At 59.9% G+C, this 21,775-nt stretch carries 15 protein-coding genes, 1 tRNA gene and 1 pseudogene; 9 read left to right on the forward strand and 8 right to left on the reverse strand.

Features of this window, described 5'->3' with window-relative positions; all coding sequences use genetic code 11:
* Window positions 1-1,209 carry an Ldh family oxidoreductase gene (locus tag ACZ41G_RS02045; protein ID WP_464145661.1) on the reverse strand — a complete coding sequence of 403 codons (1,209 nt, stop codon included), beginning with the start codon at window positions 1,207-1,209 and terminating at the stop codon, window positions 1-3.
* Window positions 1,210-1,524: 315 nt separating this feature from the next.
* On the opposite strand from ACZ41G_RS02045, the gene ACZ41G_RS02050 reads away from it, so the two are divergent.
* The gene (locus ACZ41G_RS02050) at window positions 1,525-2,481 is read left to right on the forward strand and encodes an SPFH domain-containing protein (RefSeq protein ID WP_464145663.1); all 957 of its coding nucleotides are present in this window, start codon (window positions 1,525-1,527) and stop codon (window positions 2,479-2,481) included.
* A gap of 331 nt (window positions 2,482-2,812) precedes the next feature.
* Here ACZ41G_RS02050 and ACZ41G_RS02055 read toward each other — a convergent pair whose 3' ends face one another.
* Entirely contained in the window at window positions 2,813-3,658 is an 846-nt protein-coding gene (locus tag ACZ41G_RS02055; RefSeq protein ID WP_464145665.1) for a patatin-like phospholipase family protein, read from the reverse strand.
* A gap of 508 nt (window positions 3,659-4,166) precedes the next feature.
* The gene (murI, locus tag ACZ41G_RS02060; RefSeq protein WP_464145667.1) at window positions 4,167-4,943 is read right to left on the reverse strand and encodes a glutamate racemase; all 777 of its coding nucleotides are present in this window, start codon (window positions 4,941-4,943) and stop codon (window positions 4,167-4,169) included.
* Between the two features lie 353 nt (window positions 4,944-5,296).
* Between murI and ACZ41G_RS02065 the strand changes: the two genes are divergently transcribed.
* From ACZ41G_RS02065 to dapF, 3 genes are all read left to right on the forward strand, one after another.
* Complete coding sequence (locus ACZ41G_RS02065) at window positions 5,297-6,373, forward strand: hypothetical protein (RefSeq protein WP_441481573.1); 1,077 nt, start codon at window positions 5,297-5,299, stop codon at window positions 6,371-6,373.
* A 418-nt stretch (window positions 6,374-6,791) separates the two neighbouring features.
* Complete coding sequence (locus ACZ41G_RS02070; RefSeq protein ID WP_464145669.1) at window positions 6,792-7,376, forward strand: hypothetical protein; 585 nt, start codon at window positions 6,792-6,794, stop codon at window positions 7,374-7,376.
* 244 nt (window positions 7,377-7,620) lie between these two features.
* Window positions 7,621-8,520, forward strand: a complete 900-nt coding sequence (dapF, locus tag ACZ41G_RS02075; RefSeq protein ID WP_441481701.1) for a diaminopimelate epimerase — start codon at window positions 7,621-7,623, stop codon at window positions 8,518-8,520.
* 130 nt (window positions 8,521-8,650) lie between these two features.
* Here the strand turns inward: dapF and ACZ41G_RS02080 are convergent, their stop codons facing one another.
* The gene (locus ACZ41G_RS02080) at window positions 8,651-9,259 is read right to left on the reverse strand and encodes a vitamin K epoxide reductase family protein (RefSeq protein WP_026650605.1); all 609 of its coding nucleotides are present in this window, start codon (window positions 9,257-9,259) and stop codon (window positions 8,651-8,653) included.
* A gap of 174 nt (window positions 9,260-9,433) precedes the next feature.
* Between ACZ41G_RS02080 and ACZ41G_RS02085 the strand changes: the two genes are divergently transcribed.
* Entirely contained in the window at window positions 9,434-10,318 is an 885-nt protein-coding gene (locus tag ACZ41G_RS02085; RefSeq protein ID WP_464145672.1) for a PHP domain-containing protein, read from the forward strand.
* Between the two features lie 392 nt (window positions 10,319-10,710).
* Here the strand turns inward: ACZ41G_RS02085 and ACZ41G_RS02090 are convergent, their stop codons facing one another.
* Both ACZ41G_RS02090 and ACZ41G_RS02095 read right to left on the reverse strand, forming a co-directional pair.
* Complete coding sequence (locus ACZ41G_RS02090; RefSeq protein WP_015450064.1) at window positions 10,711-10,935, reverse strand: DUF3107 domain-containing protein; 225 nt, start codon at window positions 10,933-10,935, stop codon at window positions 10,711-10,713.
* A gap of 1,066 nt (window positions 10,936-12,001) precedes the next feature.
* Window positions 12,002-13,252 (reverse strand): annotated as a pseudogene (locus ACZ41G_RS02095) (phosphotransferase); the annotation flags it as partial.
* Window positions 13,253-14,177: 925 nt separating this feature from the next.
* On the opposite strand from ACZ41G_RS02095, the gene ACZ41G_RS02100 reads away from it, so the two are divergent.
* A complete protein-coding gene (locus ACZ41G_RS02100) occupies window positions 14,178-15,695 on the forward strand; it encodes an ATP-dependent helicase (RefSeq protein ID WP_464145674.1) in 1,518 nt (505 codons plus the stop codon).
* 170 nt (window positions 15,696-15,865) lie between these two features.
* Here ACZ41G_RS02100 and ACZ41G_RS02105 read toward each other — a convergent pair whose 3' ends face one another.
* On the reverse strand, window positions 15,866-17,548 hold the full coding sequence (locus tag ACZ41G_RS02105) for a zinc-dependent metalloprotease (protein ID WP_464145676.1): 1,683 nt from the start codon (window positions 17,546-17,548) through the stop codon (window positions 15,866-15,868).
* 237 nt (window positions 17,549-17,785) lie between these two features.
* On the opposite strand from ACZ41G_RS02105, the gene ACZ41G_RS02110 reads away from it, so the two are divergent.
* Together ACZ41G_RS02110 and ACZ41G_RS02115 are read left to right on the forward strand one after the other, a co-directional pair.
* Window positions 17,786-18,634, forward strand: coding sequence for a YlbL family protein (locus ACZ41G_RS02110; RefSeq protein WP_464145678.1), 849 nt, complete (start codon window positions 17,786-17,788; stop codon window positions 18,632-18,634).
* Window positions 18,635-18,726: 92 nt separating this feature from the next.
* A complete protein-coding gene (locus ACZ41G_RS02115) occupies window positions 18,727-19,158 on the forward strand; it encodes a DUF3052 domain-containing protein (RefSeq protein WP_205827695.1) in 432 nt (143 codons plus the stop codon).
* Window positions 19,159-19,514: 356 nt separating this feature from the next.
* On the opposite strand, the gene ACZ41G_RS02120 is transcribed toward ACZ41G_RS02115, so the two are convergent.
* A tRNA-Val gene (locus tag ACZ41G_RS02120) sits at window positions 19,515-19,588 on the reverse strand.
* A gap of 189 nt (window positions 19,589-19,777) precedes the next feature.
* On the opposite strand from ACZ41G_RS02120, the gene ACZ41G_RS02125 reads away from it, so the two are divergent.
* Window positions 19,778-21,535, forward strand: coding sequence for a DivIVA domain-containing protein (locus ACZ41G_RS02125; protein ID WP_464145680.1), 1,758 nt, complete (start codon window positions 19,778-19,780; stop codon window positions 21,533-21,535).
* Window positions 21,536-21,775: the final 240 nt, after the last annotated feature.

Consider the following 21,775-nt stretch of genomic DNA (forward strand, 5'->3'; position numbering starts at 1 on the left):
TCACCTCGATGTCTGGGCGATGATGGGTGTATTGGCGCGGGCTGTCGTACTGGTTGTCTCGCCAATATTGGTGGTTTCGTGCGGTGTATCGTCAGTTTTTCCGTTGCCGGTCGCGATCGCGCTATCCCCACCGTCAATCCGCACAATCTGCGGCTCGTCGATATCAAGCCCCCAGGCGATGTCCCGCACTTGCTTGTATGTCACTTCGTCGATCGGCACACTGTCGTGGTGCTGGGCGATTGCGGCGCGTTCCTTGTCGCCGGGGAACAGCACGGGATGTCCGTCGCTTGAGGGCAGGGAACGCAGACGTTTGGCGAGTTGGGAGACCCGCGCGGCGAGTGCGTCGCTGCCGCCGTAGGCTTCCGGGGAAATCACGAGGATGCTGTGACTGATGCGCGTGCCCTTCAAGTCGATGGATGCGGGCGCGTCGCCGAGCAGCCCGGTGAGCAGTTCGACTGCGAGCCCGAGTCCATACCCTTTGTACCCGCCGCCGTTCTCGCCCGGCCCGCCGAGCGGAGTCAAAGCAGCCCGGCGTGGATTGGAACGTATGCCGTCCATAATGGCCGACGGATCGTGAGATACGGTTCCGCGCGCGTCGACCGCCCAGTCGGCGTCGATGGACGTGCTGGTCTTCTCGTGAATCTCGATTTTGCCCAGCGACACCGTGCTGGTCGCCGCGTCATAATCCAGCTGGTCGTCCCCGTATCCGGCGGCCACGGCAATCGGGTCGCTGCCTAGGGCTGGGATGGCGGTGTGCGTTGGCGCGACAATCGGGTTGGAATTCGTCGAGACGATGCCGATGAATCCGGAATCGGCGGCTTTGCGCGCGTACTGTCCGGCGGTGCCGAAATGGTTTGAATTGCGCACGGTCACCAGACCTACACCGTGTGATTGTGCCAGTCCGATGGCCAGATTGGTTGCCTCACGCATGGCGAGTTGGCCCATGGCCGCGTGGGCGTCGATGAGCAGGGTGGCCCCTTTGCTGCGCACGATGCCGGGGCGTGCGTGCGGGTCGATGATCCGATGTCTGATTTTCGTGTCGTACATGGCCATGCGCTGCGTGCCGTGCGAGCTGATCCCCCTCTGGTCGGCGTCGATGAGCGTACCGGCCAGATACAAGGCGTCAGTCGAATTGAAGCCTTGCTTGCGGAAAATGGAGGACAGCGTGACCCGCAGGGACGGAACGCTGACCTGGAAGATACGTGGCATGCGGAACCTCCTTGGATGGGACATGCGGCGTGCCGGCGTCACGGTGCGATGATGTGCGCCGCATCCGGCAGTGCGGTATGGCTGTGTGACCGCAGATGGCTGCAGTCAGTGTGAATGCGTTGATTGTCTTTGACCCTAACAACCTGCACGCTTTCGTGCGGTGGCGTTGCGTTCGCAAAAATCGATAGCCGGCTCTCAGCTTTTGGGAAGCGTGTCTTGAAAATGGCGGAATCCCAGTATTCTGCCTAGTTTCTGATATGATGAAGCAGGCTGTTCGCGCAAGGATCGCGCGGACTCGGATGAAAGGAATCCCACATGCCGTTTGTTATCGCCTTGATTGTCATCGTGGTGCTTCTGCTGTGCTCCGCACTGTACGTGGTCCCGCAGCAGCAGGCTTACATCATTGAACGGTTCGGCAAGTTCCATAAGGTGCAGTATGCGGGGCTTCGCATGAAGATTCCGTTCGTCGACCGCATCGCCCAGAAAACCAATATGCGTGTCAGCCAGTTGAATGTGAAGTTGGAGACCAAGACGCTGGACAACGTGTTCGTCACCGTGGTCGCCTCCACGCAGTTCCGTGTCGCGCCTGAAGCGGTCGCCACCGCCTACTACGAGTTGCAGGATCCCGCCGGCCAGCTGCGCAGCTACATGGAGGACGCCCTGCGTTCCGCGATTCCGGCGCTCACCCTTGATGACGCGTTCGCCCGCAAGGACGATGTCGCCGCCGACGTGCAGAAGACCGTCGGCACGGAAATGAGCCGCTTCGGCTTCACCGTCGTCAAGACCCTCATCACCGCGATTGACCCGAGCCCGCAGGTCAAGAACGCGATGGACTCCATTAACGCCGCCCAGCGTGAGAAGGAAGCCACCCGCCAGCGCGCCGAAGCACAGCGCATCCAGATCGAAACCCAGGCCGCCGCGGAAGCCGAGAAGACCCGCCTGCAGGGCGAGGGCCAGGCGAACTATCGTCGTGAAATCGCCAACGGCATCGTCGACCAGATCAAGAGCTTGCAGGCCGTCGGCATGAATATTGCGGATGTCAACAATGTGGTCCTGTTCAACCAGTATCTCGACGTGATGCGCTCGCTGTCCGAGTCCCGAAACGCGAAGACCGTGGTGTTGCCGGCTTCCACGCCTGGCGGGTATCAGGATCTGTACGAGCAGGTCACCAAGGCCATGCTCACCGCCAGCGAGATTCCGTCCGATACGGCTGCTGCTGCGTCCACGGCGACGGCTTCCGCGCGCCAGACCGATATGGCGCCGCGCAATTAGTACAGAGCACGGATGTCCGCGCCCTCGCTCAAATTCGGGCGCGACGCGGATTTCTTGCCAGTGGCGGGTTCCAGACGCTTGTGATGTCTGGAACCCGCCACTTGTCATGTGTGCCGATTCATGTGCATCGGTGTGTGCCGGCGTGTGCCGCGTCAGACTCGGCGCCTCGCTCGCGCCTATTTCGGGTCAGCTGATTGCGGGGCGGCCGATTCCGTGGTTGTTGATTCTGGCACCTCACCTTCCAGATTGCGCTGGCGGGTTGTCAGGATTTTTCGTCACCAAACCGCCAAATCGGCCTCCAGCAACCGGGCGTGATCAGGATTCGCAGCACTCAGCTCTCCAGGAATGCCGGAATCGCCTTGGCGGCGGCATACCCGGCACGGTACATGCGTTCCAGCCCCTCGAATTTCTTGGTCAGCGTGGACAGTCCGTACAGGGATTCCGGCGCGATGATCAGCACCTTGCCCTCCTGTTCGTACCGTTTGGCCAGCGCCACCTCGTCGTTATACGTCTGGTACCGGTTGAGCAGCCGGTCGGCTGCGGCCGGGTAGGTGTGTTCCAAGATGCGCGAGGGCATGATATCTTTCTTCTGCTCGCGCAGCACATCCTTGAGCCGGGTGAGAATCACCACGACCCGATCGTACCCGTCGTCGATGGCTTTCTGCACGGGGATGGGGTCGGCGATGCCGCCGTCAAAATAGGGGATGCCGTCGATGACGTACGGTTCGCAGGCGACAGGCACGGCGGAGGATGCCTTCATGATGTCGAAATCATCGAAATGGACATCGGACTTGTCGAAGTATTTGGGTTGCCCGGTTTCGGCGTTGCATGCGACGACGGTGAAACCCGTCGGGTTCGCCTCGAACGCTTCGAAATCCACCGGATACTCGCCGTCATGGTTCGACAGCGTGCCGTACACGTAGTCAAGTCCGACGAAATTATGGTTCTTCCTGAAGTTTTGAACGCTTGCGTATTCCTTGCGATTGGCGTACTCGGTGTAGAACTTGTGGCTGCGATAGGGCTGACGTGCGATGTACCCGACCATGTTGGCGCTTCCCGCGGAGACGCCGTAGCAGTGGTCGAAGTCGAGGTGCATTTCCATGAGCCGGTCCATGACGCCTGCCCCGAAAATCGCACGATACCCTCCGCCGACATCGATAAGCGCCGTTGTTACCATTTCGTCTCCCTCACACCTGGTAATCTCACCGGACGCATGCCTGACATGCGCGCATAATGCGAGCTTACGGGTGAAGCGTGGACAAAGTGGCGACCGATGGCGGAAACCGGGCAGATGATACTGAAGTGTCGCATAGGGGTGCGGAGGTGCATGTGGTGCATCGGGATGTATGTGGTGGCCCGACTGATGACCGCGGTGTTGCAGTGTTGCGGCTGGTGTCGCCGCTTATCTGCTTGTGGTGTGACTGCGTGGTTGCACAGTGGGCAGATATGGCTTCGCCGCTGCTGATTGTCCCGGTTATCCTGCCGCAGTGCAACTATCGGGTTGCATGACGTGCTGATAAATCGGTGATGTTGTCGATTTTTCGTGTTATCTGCCCATGGTGCGACTGCCTGATCGCATAGCGGACAGATGCTTCATTCAGCAGACATACAGCCGTTGCGGCCCGTCCAATACAACTGGGAAACTGCACTGGCCATCCAGCCGCAATGTGGCTCGTCGGTTATGACTACCGTGTCAACAGTTGATGCATCAACGTGGTCATCCGTTCGCTCGGGTCGGAATTGGACAGCACGATTGTGCCTTCCGCGTCTTCGGGGGCGAGCTGGCCGAGTGCTTCGAGCACCACGCGCAAATGGTTCACGGTTCCCACATTTCCGTCGATGATCGCCGTGCTGCTGGGCATGAACCGACGGAAGTACTCGCGGAAGAACGGGAAATGCGTACAACCGAGCACCACGGAATCAATCGTCTCGAGGTCATAGCTGTCAAAATACCCGTGCAGTGTACGTTCGACCAGCTCGCTGTCGTCAAGCTGCCCGTGCTCCACAATCTCCACCAGCGCCGGGCAAGGCTGTTTGTAAATGACGTTGGTCGAGTTGAACCTAGCCATGAGTTTGGCGAACTTCTGTTCACGCAAGGTCAGTGGGGTGGCGGCCACGATGACATGCTGGGGAACGCCGTGCCCACGGTCGCATGCGACCTTCAACGCCGGTTCCATGCCGATAATCGGGATGGTGAACTGTTCCCGCAGCGCATCGACCGCGGCGGATGTCGCCGTATTGCAAGCGATGACCACGGCTTTGACGCCTTCGCGAATGAAGTTATTGACAATGGCGAATGCGAGTTTCCGCACCTGTTCTGGGGTTTTCGTGCCGTACGGGGCGTTTGCGGAATCGCCGAAATACAGGACCTGCTCATTCGGCAGATCTTTCGCGATTTCACGCACAACCGTGATGCCGCCCAACCCGGAATCGAACACGCCGATCGGTGCAGTTGAAGTCATGGCTCCTCCTCAACGATTCATTCAACGACGATGCCGCGTGTCCGCAATCCGAACTGCACGCGCTACCGCAGATAGTAGCATCGTTCCCCAACGGCGTGTTGTAATTGACGTCTGATGATATGGGCGGATTGGACGATGCCGCTCGGTACAAAAGCGTATGGATATGCGCAGATGAGTGGACCCGGCTTCGCATGTAGCGAGAATACCTTCGATACAAGTGCAACTCTGGGCGTGTCGCATTGATATTGTCGAATTATCGGTTTTCGGATGTCGTCGCATCCGGGCCATAATGGGTGACAGAGCAGGACATTGCCGGGTGAAGACATTCTCGCCGGCAAGTGATAGGGGGAAAGATGAAGCGTATCGGGTACGTTATCGCAGTTGTCGCGGCCATGGCGTGCATGCTGCCGGGAACTGCGTTCGCAGCGGGATTCGGAGAAAAGGCAAGCAAGGGAACTTCTGCAGTTCAGCCGTCATCGAGTGTGTCGTCGGAGAGCGCGTCATCAGATGCGAAGAGCAACGCCAAAGCCGCGGACAGCGCCTATGAATCTGCGAAACATGACTTGACCGAGGCCCAGAGCGCTTATGATCAAGCAGTTACTGACAATAAGAATGCGAAACAAGCCGCAGATGCCGCGCAACAGCGTGTGACTGCCGCATCAAAAGCGGTTGCCAGCGCGAGCGCAGGGCAGAGGCAAGCCGCCGCAGCCGCGGTGTCGCTGGCGAGCGCGGCGGCTGCGTTGCAAAGCGCCGAAGCCGCGTATGTGCGGGCTTTGGCCAATGATGCCGTAGTCAGGCGGAACAATGCCGCGGACAGCGATGCCGTGAAGCAGGCGGATGCCCAATTGCAGCAGGCAAGGCAGAATCGTGATTCCGCACAAACCGCCAATGATGCGGCACTGGCTGCCAAGCGCGCTGCGGACAGCCAGAGGGACGCCGACGCACCCGCGCTGCGTGCGGCAGCAGCTGAACTGACAGATGCCACCGTAGCAAAGGCCGATGCCGATGCCAAGCTTGTCAAGAGTGCTGCGACATTAGCGCAGAGCAGGGAACAGTTGGCGAAAGCCAAAGCCGCGCTCGCTCAAGCGGCGACAAACAAGATCGCCGCTGACGCGATGGTCAATCGCGAAAACGCGCCAAACAATAAGACATCATCGAAAGGCACAGTGAACGCCGCTGCGACGGCTGCTCCGTCGTCCGCCACAACGAGCAACGGCAAGAGAAGTGCTGCGTCTTCCGGCACTAAGAAGACTGCCACATCAACGCCCGGTGGCATTGCAGGGGCTTTGGCGAAAACCGGTATCAGTGCATCAATGCTGGTGCTGATCGTTGTAGCGCTCGCTGGCACGGTTGCGCTCATCTGGTACGCGCGCAAAATCGGTGTGATGTACGCACAAAGCAAGAAGCGCGGCGAACTCGAACACGCGTGACATTGGCAAGACCGCTAGCCCGCCTGCTCACAGGGGTCCGGCGCGTTTGACCATTACCACTATCGCAAGAACCACTGTCGCCAGAACTTGGCGGTTGCAGGGGCCGGCAGCCCAGCCTGTCGACATGCGGTATTCGCCGGGCCGCTGGAACGGTTGAACGATACCAGCTGCCGGCATCTGAGGATAGCAAACCCCGATGATCGGCTTACAGGCTTGCGCTGTGTACTCGGATTCGGCTCCCTGTCGGACAGCTTCGAACAGGTTGTACCGGTTGCATGGTCGAAAACGGCAGCCGGTGGTGTTTACATGGCGCGATACTGCGGGCTATGCTGAATGGTATCGCGGAAATCACCGAGGATTCTCGCGGAATTGGAACAGGAGCCTTCTGAAGGCGCCGTCCGACAACAAGGAGGTTGTCATGAACAGCAAGGGAGCATACCAGTCGGCAAGCATGCACGCCTTGAAAATCATCGTTGCGGTGGCAAGCTGCCTCTGCATGGTGTTGTGCTCCACGGCATGCAGTCCGGGCGGAGCATCGTCCGCGGACGGTACCACGTCCGCGTCTACCGACGCTTCCTCATCGGAGCCGGTGCAGCCGGATTATCTGAAAACCTATGCGGACTTCACCGTTCCCGGGTTACGCAGCTATGCGGAAAGTAAGATGATGACCGAGTATCGTCCGCACACCGAACTCGGTTCGCGCAAGTTTCGGGGCAACGGTTCCATTAGATTTTCGCAAGACGTTGCCGACGATGAAATGTATTACGCGGTATTCATGTGCAAGCAGACCATGAACAAGCCGGTGAGCATCGGGGTGGAGGATGCCAATGGCTCCAGCCATACCATTCTTCAGGAGGACTGGTGCGTCGAAGGTGTCCAGGCGACCGGGTTGCCTGCCTCGCTGTTCCCGGACGGCACGGCGATGACCGTTACTGCGGCAGGGGCCACCGAAGTCGTCATGATTGTCTACAAATTCAAGGCGAAACTCGCGAGCCATGAATGATCGGTATGTCGTATTCCTGAAGTTGCTCGCTTCTCGATTGTTGGATTGTGACAACCATTGCGATGGGCGCGGGGTACGCAGGGACTGTGAATGAAATCCACGTCGTCTGAGATTACCGACCGGCAACCGTTGTGACGGCCGACGCTGCAGTGCTTCTCGTCTGCCTATGCTCATCAACATCCGCATCCGCCCGCTATGCGATGCGCTGTCAGCAATCCTCGCGTCAAAACGCTACAGTGATGGCATGAGCATTCCACACACGGTATACAAAGCGCACGCCACCGGCAATGATTTCGTCATATACGCTGATCCCGACGGCGAATTCGAGCCGACGGCAGACGAGGTCCGTTTCCTGTGCGACCGGCATTTCGGCATCGGCGGAGACGGCCTGCTGCGCCTGACCCACCCCGAGCATGTGGGAGACGTTTCCGCTGATACCGCAGCAGACCTTCATGCCCAAGGCGCTGAATGGTTTATGGACTACCGCAACGCGGATGGTTCCCTCGCTGAAATGTGCGGCAACGGTACGCGTGCCACGGCCTTGTTCGCGCAACGGCTCGGATATGCGCAAGGTGTAGGCGGCGAGCCATTCCGTCTGGGAACCCGTGCTGGGGTGAAAACGCTCGTCTCGCTCGGCGATATGGCCCCATGCGGTCACGATGTGTTCCGTGTGGACATGGGCCCGTGGAAACGCGGGGAGACGGATGCTTTCAACGTGACGATTCCTGGGACTGACGGGTCAGCATGCGGAACATTCGTGGATATGGGCAATCCACACGTGGTCAGCGTGCTTGAAGACGGGGAATCCACCCTGCCAGCGGTTGAAGCGCTGGATCTTGCTACCAAACCGGTGGTGGCTCCGGTACTTGAGTCCGATCAGAACGCTGAATTCGTCCGCATCGATTCCCAAGACGCCGGTACGGATACCGGCAAGGCCACCATGCGCGTCAACGAGCGCGGAGTAGGGGAGACCCTGTCATGCGGAACCGGGTTGTGCGCCACAGGCATCACCTTGTTGGCCAAAACCGGCATCCACCATTGGACGATTACCGTGCGCGGCGGCACCCTGCAAGTTGATGTCCACGACGACCGGGTGTTCCTCACCGGTTCGGCGACACTGGTCGGTCGCATCGATCTGCTGTAACTCGCTTGGTGTGCTCCTCTAATCCTCGCAACGAGCGGACGCAATCATAGGGCGCATTCAGCACGCACGCTTGAGATTGGGGTGGCCCGTGTGCCCACCCACCGTGCGATACTGCCGAATGCGGCTCAGCTTACCTGAAAATTGCGCTGCCGTCCTTCACCAAAATCAGCGCGATAATCGCCAGCACCCACACGACATCCGCCATCAGGTCATAATTCAGACGGTAATAGGTGCGCAAACCGCGTTTGCCATGGGGAATATCCTGCACCGTAACCGTCGCATGACTCAACGCCATGAATTGGATGGTCGTCGAGAACATCAGAGCCAAGCACCACGGGCACAATGCGTGGATCACGAACAACGACTGCGTGGTCAGCCAGTAGGAGAACAGCAGCGCGGCAAGCCCGCCGAGCCACGTGCAAGTCGCGAACCAGCGCGGCACGCGCACACGAGCCAGACCAATCACTGCTATGGTCACGAACACGCTTTCCGCCGCAATGCCGAAGAAGGCGTTCGGGAAGCTCAAATCGCCCAGTTTCACCAGCTCCGCTTGCCAGGATTGCGCGACCTGCGAGCAGGAAACCACATTGTTGATATCGCAGGCGAGCAGCTGATTCGGCCGGCGTGCGAGTCGAAGCGTCTCGGCGGACAGCATGAACGAAACAAACAGAGCCGCCGCAGAAGCGAGCAGCATAATCAGATACGTCCATGTGCTGCCGTGTCGCCAGCCGGGAATCACCGCATTCTGCTCTGCCGAAGCGTTCGAATTCCGCTGCTGTTGTGGCTTTGGTGTCGTCTGTTCGCTCACGATGCCGCCTTCCTCGCTGGTAACGCTGATTACCGATGTGCCGTGCGCGCCGCGCTTCTGCGCGTGTCGTTGGCCGGTTGCGAATATCCAGCTTACGATGGTGATATGACTCTTGCACATATCGCTGATAATCCACCATCCGAAGGGTGGGATTTGCACTGTCACACCGTCTTCTCCGACGGGCGGCAGACACCTGCGGATATGGTTCGTGAAGCGTGCGCATTGGGGTTGCACGGGGTTGCGATCACTGATCATGACACCACCGCAGGTTGGAATGATGCGGCAACGGCTGCCACGGAGTGCAGCCTGCATCTGGTGCGGGGCACTGAAGTGACGGCAGACGCGGACGGCGTGTCGGTTCATATGCTCGCATACCAGTACGATCCACACAATCGCGAGATCAGTGGATTGTTCGCTAGGCTTCGTCAGGCCAGACTTGAGCGCACGAAGCGCATGGTCGGGCTGATTTCCAAGGATTACCCGATTACTTGGGATGATGTGCTCGCTCAGATTCGCGAAGGCGATGAGACGACGGTCGGCCGGCCGCATATTGCGGATGCGTTGGTCGCTGCGGGGGCGTATCCGGATCGCTCGGCGGCGTTCAACGGCGCTGTCGGTTCGCGCAGCCCTTACTACATTCCCACTCCGTCGCCGGATGCCGCTGATGTGGTTCGTGCCGTCAAACAAGCCGGGGGAGTCAGTGTCATTGCGCATGCCGGTGATCCCAGCCGTAATGCCGTGCTGTTGTCGGACGACCAGATCGAGCAGCTTATCGATGCCGGACTGGACGGGCTTGAAGTGTGGCATCGTGGCAATCCGCCCCAGCAGCGTCGGCGCCTGCTGGATATTGCCTCACGCCACCATCTGCTCGTCACCGGCGGCTCCGATTGGCACGGGCAAGGTGGCAAACCGAACCGATTGGGGGAGAACCTGACCGATGATGAAACAGTCAGGAGCATCGTTGAGCGAGGCGCAATTCCGCTGATTTGATTCGTGGTCCAGAGTGTCGGGGGCAATGGCAGCATGCCTGTTGCCCGTGGCGATCAAATCCAACGTCCGATTCAATTCGACGGCAGGATGGCGGGAAAACAACGATGTAACGCAATGATGCGAGGCGACAACGTACGGTAATGACAATGCCCGGCCTCCCGGTGAGGAGGTCGGACATTGTTGTCGTTGCTGTGCGACCACGGTCTGCGCAATACCGTCCGCGCAACGGGGGTCACATAACTCAGTCCGCGAAGCCCTGCACAGGCTCCGCAGCAGCAGTCCAGTCACACAACAGAATGCGTACCGTATGCCTACGTGAATTGTGCAATCACATGCCTTGCGCAGCTCACGTACATCCAGAAACTACGCGCGTCTCATGCTCCGGCGCGAAGTCACAGCGCGCCGAAACCGACCGCGTGCTTGGTCTCGGAACCGATCAGCGCATAGCCGAGCGCCGCGCCCGGAACCACGATATGCCGGCCCTTGGTGTCCACGAGGTCGATGATCTTGCCATTGGCGACCGCGTCGTCGATGATCGCGCTGATATGTTCGGCGGTGTCATCGGAAGTGAAGCTCACCGGCCGTGCCACGTTCTGGATGCCCAGTTCGATGTCCATGTCTGCTCCTGTCGTTGATCCGCGCGCCCATCCTGTGCCTTCCCGGAAGGAAACCGGGGTGTCGTGCGGCTATGTCCTGTGATTCTTGTGTTCTATTGTGCCCGTTGGCGTGCGGTTACGCTTTCGGCGTGGTGTCGGACTGCCCGGCGGCAGCCCCTTCGCCACGGTTGGCATCGGTCGATTGCCCGGCTGGGCGGTCTTGCTGATCGCGCTATTCCTGCTCGGCCTGATCAGCTTTGTCTGCCTGGTCGGCATGGCCATGGCTGTCGTCTGCGCCGCTTGAAATAACGGATTCGCTGTGACCGTCACCGTTGTCGTGAGCATCCGATCGCCCGTCAGACACCTGATCGCCGGTATCTTGTGGATTGTCGGAGGCATCGGATGCTTCGTCGCGGTGGCGTTGCTGACGGGACGCGGCCTCAAGGCTTTCCCGGGCGTCCCGCATCGCGCGCTCTTCACGCTCAAGCAGGGGGATGAGAATGGTTTCCGGAGCATGCTCATCGTCGCCGGGCTGCCCGTTCTGCCTGTCATCCTGCCCGTCGGACTGCTGTTCGGCGGCCCGGAACGCCACGGTTTCGGCGTCGCTGTCGGCGAACCCTTCGACGTTGGCATCACTGTCTTTGCGCACGCGGACGCGGGCGGAAACATACGACTGCGTTTCGCTGATCACATTGCCGTTCTGTCCAATGTGCCGGGTCGCTTCCTGCACTTGAAACTGCGCTGATTGCGCACTGCGTGCGGAGGGCTGTGCCAACTGCCCTCCACGGCCTTCCTCCGGGCGTGCTACATCAGTGCCGCCATCGTTCGTCTGGTATGCAGTTCCGGCTTGGATATCGTCTCGGGCAACGCTTTGCGTGCCCTGGGCGTTTGCAACCGTGATTGTCTCGCTGCGTGTGTCGTCGTCGATGGTCTGGATGGTGCCCGACGCGTTATTCACCTGGATGCCGCGAATTGCGAAGCTCGGCGGTTTGATGGCAATCGTCGGCGCCTCGCTGTGCGGGTTGGTAGCAGGGCGGCTTGCCGTGCTGTCGCCGCTGTCTTCGCTACCGTTTCTGGCGTTTCCGGCGTTCTCTGCGTGTACCGGTGAAGATTTCGTGCTGTCCGCCGTCTCGTCGCGTTTGATGGTCGCACGCGCGATTTGCGCCGAACCGGTGCGGTCGGTCTCATTGGTCTGGTCGTTCGGCTCGCCGTTGCTACCGTTGCCGGCGTTCCCGGCTTGTGCCGAAGCATCATTGGTGTTGTCCGTTTCCTGCGCAGCGGCCTTGCGTCGGGCTTCCTCGCGCAGCATCGCGTCACGCCGCTCCCCGGCATCCAGCAGAGTGCCGACTGTGATGGTGCTCGGCGGCTTGCCGTCGGAACGGTGGATTGATGCGGCAGGGGACCGCGATCCGGTCGCAAGGCTCAGCTGGTGGGCGAGCCGCTCGACTTGAGCCTTGAACTGGATGATTTTCTGGCTGTCTGCATCGCTGAGCGCCTGAATGAATTCGCCGACCTGCTCCATCTGCAGCCACAGATTCGCCCGCAACATGATCAGACTATCCAGACGCGAACCGAGCATACGTCCGTATGCCGCCAACACCGCATTGCGGTGCGGTTCGTCAAGCTTGCCGAAAATCCATGCAAGATCGCGTGCCGGATCGTTGATTTGCATATCCTGCCAGTTGACGATCGAGGTGATCGTCGAGCCTGAGAACAGAATGTCACCATCATGGAAGCCGCCATGCACCAGGCATGTTGAGAACGACCACAGGCCATCCGTGTCGAGTACCGCCGTCCAGCTTGACGTGATTTCCTGGGGGATATGCCCGGCTTGCCTGAGACGCTTGATCCACGCGACCAGTTGCGCCCTGATTTGGCCCGTTGCATACGCTGGATAATGCTCTTGCGGAATGAACGCCGGATTGAGTCGGTGAATCGCGCCGATCGCCGTGCCGACGCTGGCGCAATCATCCAAGGTCAGCAGGTCAAGTGGCCGTGACATGCCATCGAAATGCGGCGAAACCATGACCGCGGTCGTGCCGGTTGGACCATGCTCATCGTCCCCGTCGGAGCTGGCGAGTACACGGTCGACGGCGAAACCGAGCGCAGCAGGCTCCTTCGCCCGCTGCAGCGCCTGGGCTGCCTTGATACGCCCGCGCAGATGCTTGCGACCCGCTTCGGTGTCGCTGGCATGCACGTCATACAGACGTCCTGAGGAATCCTGTACGACGGCATGGTCGATGCCTCGGGCTTCGTCGGTGGCGTTGCCTTGGTTGCTGGCGCGTACGCCTGCCACGGAAATGTCCGGCATGACGGCCGACGCCAAGGCCGCCAGCATAAAATCGCTTCGCTGATTCACAGTTCCACAGTAATACAGACAATCGCCTGAATCGAGCAGGATTCGGCATGTTGGGCGGAAGAACCGTGTACAGGAATACGGGCGTGGCATGGATGGAATGACTTGATGGCGATTGTCGGTAAAGTCCGGTTTGGCGTGGTATGGCTCAATTGCGGTCTGTCGGCTCGGCCGAGTATGCATCGATGATGGTCATTCGGCTGGGCTTCGCCTAGGTATTCCGGCATTTTTTCAAGTCGGATGCCTTACATGTATGGGTTCCGTTCTGTTTCTGCGGACTGGATTCATGTTCGGCCGCCGATTTCAGATTCAGTCCTGATACATGTCCTGCCGCGGAATGGCCGGCGGGCTTCATCTGTTGGTATTCCGCCATTCCTTACGGTTCTGTACTCCCGTGTCCGCGGGTCTCGCGGGACTGGATCCATGTTTGAGCCTCGATTTCGGTTTTGGGTCCGGAGTATGCCCTGCTGCGGGATGACCGATGGGTTGCATCTCTTGGTATTCCGCCGTTTTCCTATGTCCGGCATTCTCGCGCATACCGGTTTGTGCCCTGTTCTGCGGGCTGGATTCATGCTCGGCCGCCGATTTCGGATTTGGTCCTGGCGCATGTCCTAGCATGGAATAACCGGTGGATCTCATCTCTTGGTATTCCGCCATTTCCTGGGGGGCAGCGCTCCCATATCCGACGATTTGCGCCCTGCTGCCCGGACTGAATCGCTGATTGGCATTCGACAACCGGTATAGTCCAAGATTCCAACTGAGCGCCGCTTCGACTCTTGGCTTCCCACCGCCCGCCGTGCGCCAGCTCGCAATCGCCATGTGCAACACCAAGCAGGGACACCATCCACTATCCTGCCATCCGTGTCAAGTTTGCACGCGGGCCCGCCGGCTGACACAATAGCGAGGTATGAATGGTTCGGTTAAGGATGATGCGCTCGCAGGCCTCGATGACGCGCAACGCGAAGCCGCCACGGCGTTGGAGGGCCCGGTGCGGATCGTGGCATGCGCCGGCGCCGGTAAAACGCGTACCATCACGCGGCGCATCGCCTACGGCTGCCGAACGGGCGCCTGGGATGCCCGAGGAGTCCTCGCCGTCACCTTCTCCGTGAAAGCCGCCGCCGAGATGCGTGCCCGGCTCGGCACGCTTGGTGTCGGCGATGACGTGACCGCGGCGACATTCCATTCCGCCGCCCTCCACCAGCTTCGTCGCGTATGGCCGGATGTCTGCGGCGCGCCGTTCCCTCATGTCACCGACCGCCCGCAGGAGCTTACCGCGCGGGCGTTGCGTCGCACGGTGAATCCAGAAGGTCTTGACCCCACCCAGACCGGATTGCCCGCAGTACGCGATGTGCTCGCTGAAATCAACTGGTGCAAAGTGCAGCTCATCGCACCCGACGATTATGGCAGGGTTTGTGCCGCCACTCACCGGCAGCCGCCTATCGGCTTGGAACCTGACCGTTTTGCTGACGTATATACAGCGTATGAACAGGAGAAATCGGCGACAGGGCATATTGATTTCAATGACATTCTGCTCATGGCGTGTCATGTGATTGACGATGACGCGGATGCCGCGCGTGCCATACGCCGTTCGATCCGGTGGCTGACCGTTGACGAATATCAGGATGTTTCGCCGCTTCAGCATCGTCTGCTGACCCGCTGGCTGGGTGACAACCGGAACATCTGCGTGGTGGGGGACCCGGCACAGACCATCTACTCGTTCGCCGGGGCGAGCAGTTATGACCTGTTGCATTTCACCGAGGAATTCTCGCCTGTCGCTGCGGATATCAGTTTGCGCACTGATTATCGCTCGACACCGCAGATTGTGGGGTATGCGAACCGGATTCTTGCCGCTTCTCCCGAACGCGAGCACTACTTGCGTCTGGAATCCGGCCGTGGTGCAGGGGTGCGCGTGGTTCGCACCCAATACGACGACGACGAGCAGGAAGCCCAGGGTGTCGCCGCCCGGATTGCGAGGCTTGTCGCGCAAGGCGTGTCGGCATCTGATATCGCGGTGCTGACGCGCATCAACGCTCAACAGCCGCATGTATGTGCCGCGTTGCGAGCGCAAGGATTGCGGTTCCGTGTGCGTCGTGATGCCGGTTGGCAGTCGTCGCCGCTTGCCGATGAAACGCAGGAACAAGCGGCGCTGCTTGAGGCCAAGGGGATTGTGAAGGATTCCTCTGCTGTAACGGTATCCACGATTCATGCGTCGAAGGGTCTGGAATTCCCGCACGTGTTCATTGTCGGCTGCTCGGAGGGGCTGTTGCCGTACGGGTCTCCGGCGCCCGGTGAAGCGCTTGAGGAGGAACGTCGGTTGATGTACGTGGGGGTCACTCGTGCTGAGGATACATTGCACTTGTCGTTTGCATCCCGGCAGTCGAGCGATACCGGCGCACGGCGACGCCCGAGCCGTTTTCTGGTGTGACTGCCGACATATGAATTTAGACGACCGGCGGCTGACCAGCTGCGTCAGGTAAAGGTTGATGACGCCTCAAGGTTTGACGGGATGATGCCGCAGAACGGTCTAGCGGTGGGCTGTGACCGCAAGTGGCAACATCATCCCGTCTGTCGTTATGGTCGTCGGAGTCTTAGGAATTAGTCGTCCTCGCCGGTGCCATTCCCATTGTCGGCGCTGCCTTGAGCGGTACCACTTTGAGCATCACCGCCTTGAGCAGTGTCACCCTCGCCGGCATCATCCATGTGATTGCCGCTGTCCTGGGCCGGATGCCCCGGATTCTGGCCATCCTCGCCATTTGGGCTGTGCTGATTGTTCTGGGCGGATTCCGCGTCCGACCCCGCTTCGGATTCGTTCTGGCTGCGCGCGTCCTCATCCAACAGTTTGGACAGTTCCGCATCCCAATCGATTCCTGTGCTCTCAGCTCCTTGAGCACCCGTCTGTCTGGCAGCATCCGCATCAGCGCCGGAAGCCGTGGCACCCGACGTACCTTCGTCGCCGGCATGTTCGCCGGGTAGTTTCGGCAGCAGATCAGGGTGCGACCACTTCGCGTCACGGCGTTCCATCCCGAAATCCGCGTCGATTCGCGCCCACAGATCCGCCGCTTCCCGGATGCGCTTGGGGCGCAGCTGCAATCCCAGCAGCGATTCGAAAGTCCGTTGCGCCGGCCCACCGACCGCGCGTTCGCGACGCATCATTTCACGCAATTGATCCAAATGCGGCAGGTGCGCCATACCGGCCTTCCACGTGACGCAATCGGTCCAGCCCTCCACGAGCGTCAACAGCTCCTCGAGGCTTGCCAGCGCCTCACGCTGCTCCGGTGTATCGGGGATGGCCACGTTGGTGAGGTTCACCGCGCCGGAGAAGGAATCCGGGTTCATGATTTCCGCATCGCGCAGCTGCTCTTCCATCGCGTCCAAATCAATGCGCGTTCCGCGTGCGTACTTGCCGATCAGCGCCTCGAATCGAGGCATAAGCCAAGGAACCGAAGCGAACAGCCTGGCATGCGCTTCTTCCTGCAACGCGAGGAAAGCGAGCACCTCGCTTTGGTTGATATCAAGCGAACGTGCGTATTCAATGGCGTTTTGCGCGATCAACCCGCCCGCCGGATTATTGAGCAGCGGCACGCCCTGGTCGAAACTGCCGCGGACTTCATGCGACAAATCGCCGGCGGCATGGCCCAATTGCATGGCGAATGACGTGTTCGCCAGCAGTTTGACAATTTGTGACGGATTCTTGAGATTTTCTGGAATCGGCAGCGGAATAGGGCCCGCGTAAATACCGGCGATATCGCCGTCGAATGCGTCTCCGAGCCGTTCAGAAACCACCGATGCCAGAGCCTCGTTCATCGCGGATGCGACCGGCGCGGCGAATTTCGCCCATGAATCAAGCGTGCCGTTGACCCAGTCGGCGCGGGTGAGCACTTCGGTTTCGCCCGGGGCGGGGTCGAATGCACAGGCACTGTCCAGCCACAGGTTCGCCTCGCTGGTGGCACGCCGTACGCTGGCGGCGTCTTGCGCGTTGACGGATTGCCATGATGATTCGTCGTTGGCGCGGTCGAGCGCGATGGTGGCCGCGAGCTTCACGTTGATCGGGCCGCGTTCGACGGTCTGCTGCATTTCGGCCAAAGAATTCAGCCCGCCTTCGGTGAAGGCTTTCATCATCGCCCGCACCTCGTCAGGCTTCGGCAGCTTCTGTGGATCCTGCTGCGCCAGTTGGTCCCGGACCTCCTGCGGCAGTTGGGAAAGCTGCTGCCAAGCCATCTCTCCCTGGATCGGGCCAAAACAATCGATGAGCCACTGGTGTATCGCGTGTTCGTCCATGACCTGTCATCCTTCGGTTGAGAGTGGGCGCGTAAGTACCCCTAATGATACAGTCAGCCGCCTCATTGTTCGCTGATGGTGAGCGGATTGTGGCGAGAGCTGTGAAATGCCGCCATGCGGACGGTGATGACAGCAATTCATGGTGGTCGGTGGAGGGGCCGGCGTTTGGCAATGGCAATTGCCTGCCATGCCGCCCTCATATGGCCATGACGGCAGGTGACTGGCTAGTATGGCGGTATGAGTTTCACACGCGCCATTCAAGCCGCCGCAGCGTTCCTGCGCCGCGCACGCAACGATTTCGACCGACGCAGCCTCGGCTATTATGCAGGCGCGTTCTGCGTTCTGCTGTGCGGGCTTGTCCTGCTCATGCCCAGTCCGTATGTGATTGAAACGCCCGGTCCTACACGCAACGTGCTTGGCACGTCGTCAGGCAAGCAGATTATCGCGATATCCGGCGCTCGCACACACAAGCAGTCGGGCAAACTACTCATGGTAACGGTCAACGCTTCCGGTGTGCCGGGGTATCCGGTACCCAATATCGCGACGCTTGTCATGTATTTCCGCCCCGACACGACCGTGCTACCAAGCGAGGCGGTGTTCACTCCCGGCCAGACCTCCGAGGAATACGATAAGGAAGCCAATAAAGAGATGTCCTCGTCGCAGAAAGCGGCCACCAAACAGGCGCTCGCGTATGCCAAGAAACTCGGTGTGGATGTTTCCGGTGTCAACGTTGATATGCATATTGACGATATCGGCGGTCCGTCCGCCGGCATGATGTATACGCTCGGTGTAATCAGCAAGCTGACAGCTCGCGATGAGACGGGTGGCAAGACGATTGCGGGGACGGGGACCATGGAAAGTAACGGCAAAGTCGGTGCTATTGGCGGAATCCGGTTGAAAATGCAGGGTGCCAAGCGTGACGGCGCCATGTGGTTCCTTGCTCCCGCGTCCAACTGTGACGAGGTCGTCGGCCATGTGCCGTCGGGGCTGCGCGATGTGAAGGTGTCCACGCTCGACGAGGCGTACAAGGCGCTTGTCGCCATCGGTGAAGGCAAGGGGAACAGCCTGCCGCGTTGCACGGTGTGAGCTGCGATGTGCGGTGACATGGCAGGTGACTTGGCAGATAAAGTGTCCAAAAACAGTCGTAAGTAACCAATAAGTTCGCGTGTCTTGCTATATTGTGCAACGTGATTGAAACGGCATTTCAAAACGCTGAAGAATTCGGGTTCCGTTCCGGGGACATCGTGCAGGAATGGCTGTGGGATGATGACGTCGACGATTCGATTCGTGAGAAGATCGAACAGTTGACGGGCGAGGAACTCGTTGACGAGGATTATGATTCCGCGGTTGACGGGGTCATCATCTGGTGGCGTGACGGTGACGACGAGGACGAGCTCGCCGACACGATTGTCGATGCGTACGCGGTGCTGGGGGATGACGGCCCGATGTGGGTGCTGTGCCCGAAGCCAGGTCGTGAAGGCGCTCCGAATGCAAGCACGGTGCAGTCCGCCGCGCAGACCGCGGGCATGAATGCCGCTACTCCGTTGACGGTCAGCAAGGACTGGAACGGCATTCAGCTGCGTGCCTTCGGCAAAGGCTCCTCCCACTGATCCCTAGCGAGCAACTACGCCGGCGGCGTCTTAGTCATAGCTGATTCGTACTCCTCTACAAACTGGTTACGCTGGCGAGGGCCTTGGCGTAGCTGGTTTGTGGATTCATACTATCTGGTGACGCTGGCGGTGTCCTGAGCGTAGCTAGTTTGTGGAAGTGGGGATGATACGTGGGTGTGTGCCCTGCTCTTGGAATTGCTTGTCAGCTGACCGTTCCCGGGCGCTTGTTCATGTCTCTCCTCCTGCTTCTACCGACGCTGAGAGCGTTCTGACCGTCGGCAGAAGCTTCTACCGACGCGGGGAGATGGAAATCCGCAAATCATGCAATCCCAATGTTTGCAATGGCTGCGGGAAAGTGGGCGATGAGGGGCTCGAACCCCCGACATCCACCGTGTAAAGGTGGCGCTCTAGCCAACTGAGCTAATCGCCCGCAAATCTCCACTCTACTGCATGATACGCCGGGAGCGCCGCATCCCGGCGTGTTCCCGTCCGGACGCACCGCTGGGAGCGTGCCGAAATAACGCGCTTTTCGGTATGGTTTATGGGTTTTCCAGCAAAAGAGTCTAAACAATCACGTACAGTTGAGCCTAGGAATATACGTCTAGGAGGTCGGTAGTCAATGGCTAAGAAACCTGAAACCGAACAGGGTGCGTCAGGTATTGCGCTCGTAAGCAAGCGCAAGTGGGGCTATGACGTGCCCCAGGTCGACGAGTTTCTTGAGCGTGCGCACAAGCTGTATGACAGCGAAGGCATGCAGCTGACGCAGAAGGACATTCAGAACGTATCCTTCGAAATGCGCAAGGGCGGCTATGCGATCGCCCAGGTGGACGCCGCGCTGGCGCGGCTTGAGCGTGCGGTTGTCGACAAGCAGACGACGTGGGAAATCACCCAGCATGGCCGTGTGGCGTGGAAAGCTGAGACGGAAGATTTGTACCGCCAGATCGCCACGCATGCGCAGCGGCCTGAGCGTAAACGTTTCGCCGCGGGGAAAGGCAAGCAGCCGTCCTATGACCGCAAGCAGGTGGATCGCCTAGTCGACCAGATCGTCGACAAAGCCGCTGCAGAGCTTGGCGTTGACGGTGCCGATCGTGATCAGTCCAAGAAAGACATCGATTTGAACGCCCAGCGTGTCGCGAACGTGATTTTCACCCAGCGTCGCGGCAAGCGCGGGTATGACGAGCGACAGGTGGATTATTACATCAACGCGTGCGTTCAGCTACTCAGCCGCATTGAGTCTTACGCCCGTGTCGCGGATTATGTGGGAGGGTCGGAAGAACAGGCCGCCCAGCCGCGATCTGATGGCGGAGTCAAGCCGTTGTTCGCGCAGCAGGGTGATGCCGCTCTGCCGCAATTCGCCCCCGGCTCAGGCGCCGCGGCATATGCTGCCGCGTCCGCGACCCCGCAGTCGTTTGACGCGCTGCATCAAGCCGAACAGGCTATTTTCACTCCAAGCCAGACTGATCAGCCGGCTTTCGGCGCGGGAGCATCGGCAACGCCGGTGTCCCCGGTCACGCCTCAGGACCAGCAGAATGCTCCCGCCGGTGCAGGGCAGCAGGCGGGCACGCAGCAGACCAACGGCTCGTTGTTCGGTGCGACGGCAAGCCCTGCGCCTCAAGCCGTTGCATCCGTGAACGCCCAAGGCAGCCCGTCATTGGCGGCGTTGGCCAGCAGCAACCAGTCGATTTTCTCCCAGAACACGCAGCAGGCGGTCCCTGCCGCGACGCCCGCCGAGCAGGGCAATCCGGCATCGGCATATACCGATTCTCCGGCAGTCGTACCGCCGTCATTCCAACCGACGTCGCCGTCGGCGGATCAGTTTGCCCAGCAGACTTCTGGCTCTGTCCAGCCGTCTGATGCATATGCCGCTGCAGCCGGTTCGGTTCCTTCCGCGCAGCCCACGCCGGCTCCCTCGATATTCCCATCCGGGAATGCCTCTGGTTTTGGCGGTGCTTCCGCTGCTGCCCCGGCATCCGCAAGTGCATCATCCTCCACAATTCCGGCTTTCCCGGTAGGGGATTTCTCAGCAGGAACCCAATCGCAGTCTGCTGCACAGCCGAGTGTGTTCTCCGGTGCAGCCGCTTCGACACCAGCGTCGGCAGCGCCTTCTTCTTCCTTCGAACCCGCGCCGACCGCTGCTGCGGCCCCGACACAGACTCCTGCGGCGCACGCAGCTGGGACTCCAGCATCGTTTGCAGCGCCTCAAACCGATGACCATGCTGAAACCGCGACGCCTGCGCCTTCCGTGAATCTGTTCCCGGATGCTGGTGAAGAAAATTCCCACGGTACTAGACCAGCATCGGGTTTCGGCTTCGATATCCCCGATTTGTCGTTCCCGTCCTTGGGTGACGACGGCCAGTCGGGAAGCAAGCAGGAGTAACGAGAATCCCGGATTCGTTCATCGAACCGGGTGCGCAGGAATTCGTATTCGTCGCAAGTAAAGTGAAGGCAATCCGCGATGCATTGCGGAGATACCGTGAGCCAATCAGGGATGGGGTATTCTGATCGACAATATCAGGAATGACACATCCTTGGATTGGTTTGCGGGCGGTGATGGAGTGACTGCGTTGTTCGTAATCCCATGCCCACCATCCCGCGCCTCCGTTGGAAATCCTTGATT

The organism is Bifidobacterium porcinum (assembly GCF_055378475.1).

Coding starts and splice junctions, on each gene's coding strand:
- ACZ41G_RS02065 (WP_441481573.1), top strand. CDS start 5,297: ATGAAGCGTATCGGGTACGTTATCGCAGTTGTCGCGGCCATGGCGTGC.
- dapF (WP_441481701.1), top strand. CDS start 7,621: ATGAGCATTCCACACACGGTATACAAAGCGCACGCCACCGGCAATGAT.
- ACZ41G_RS02100 (WP_464145674.1), top strand. CDS start 14,178: ATGAATGGTTCGGTTAAGGATGATGCGCTCGCAGGCCTCGATGACGCG.
- ACZ41G_RS02070 (WP_464145669.1), top strand. CDS start 6,792: ATGAACAGCAAGGGAGCATACCAGTCGGCAAGCATGCACGCCTTGAAA.
- ACZ41G_RS02050 (WP_464145663.1), top strand. CDS start 1,525: ATGCCGTTTGTTATCGCCTTGATTGTCATCGTGGTGCTTCTGCTGTGC.
- ACZ41G_RS02110 (WP_464145678.1), top strand. CDS start 17,786: ATGAGTTTCACACGCGCCATTCAAGCCGCCGCAGCGTTCCTGCGCCGC.
- murI (WP_464145667.1), bottom strand. CDS start 4,943: ATGACTTCAACTGCACCGATCGGCGTGTTCGATTCCGGGTTGGGCGGC.
- ACZ41G_RS02125 (WP_464145680.1), top strand. CDS start 19,778: ATGGCTAAGAAACCTGAAACCGAACAGGGTGCGTCAGGTATTGCGCTC.
- ACZ41G_RS02085 (WP_464145672.1), top strand. CDS start 9,434: ATGACTCTTGCACATATCGCTGATAATCCACCATCCGAAGGGTGGGAT.
- ACZ41G_RS02105 (WP_464145676.1), bottom strand. CDS start 17,548: ATGGACGAACACGCGATACACCAGTGGCTCATCGATTGTTTTGGCCCG.
- ACZ41G_RS02045 (WP_464145661.1), bottom strand. CDS start 1,209: ATGCCACGTATCTTCCAGGTCAGCGTTCCGTCCCTGCGGGTCACGCTG.
- ACZ41G_RS02055 (WP_464145665.1), bottom strand. CDS start 3,658: ATGGTAACAACGGCGCTTATCGATGTCGGCGGAGGGTATCGTGCGATT.
- ACZ41G_RS02090 (WP_015450064.1), bottom strand. CDS start 10,935: ATGGACATCGAACTGGGCATCCAGAACGTGGCACGGCCGGTGAGCTTC.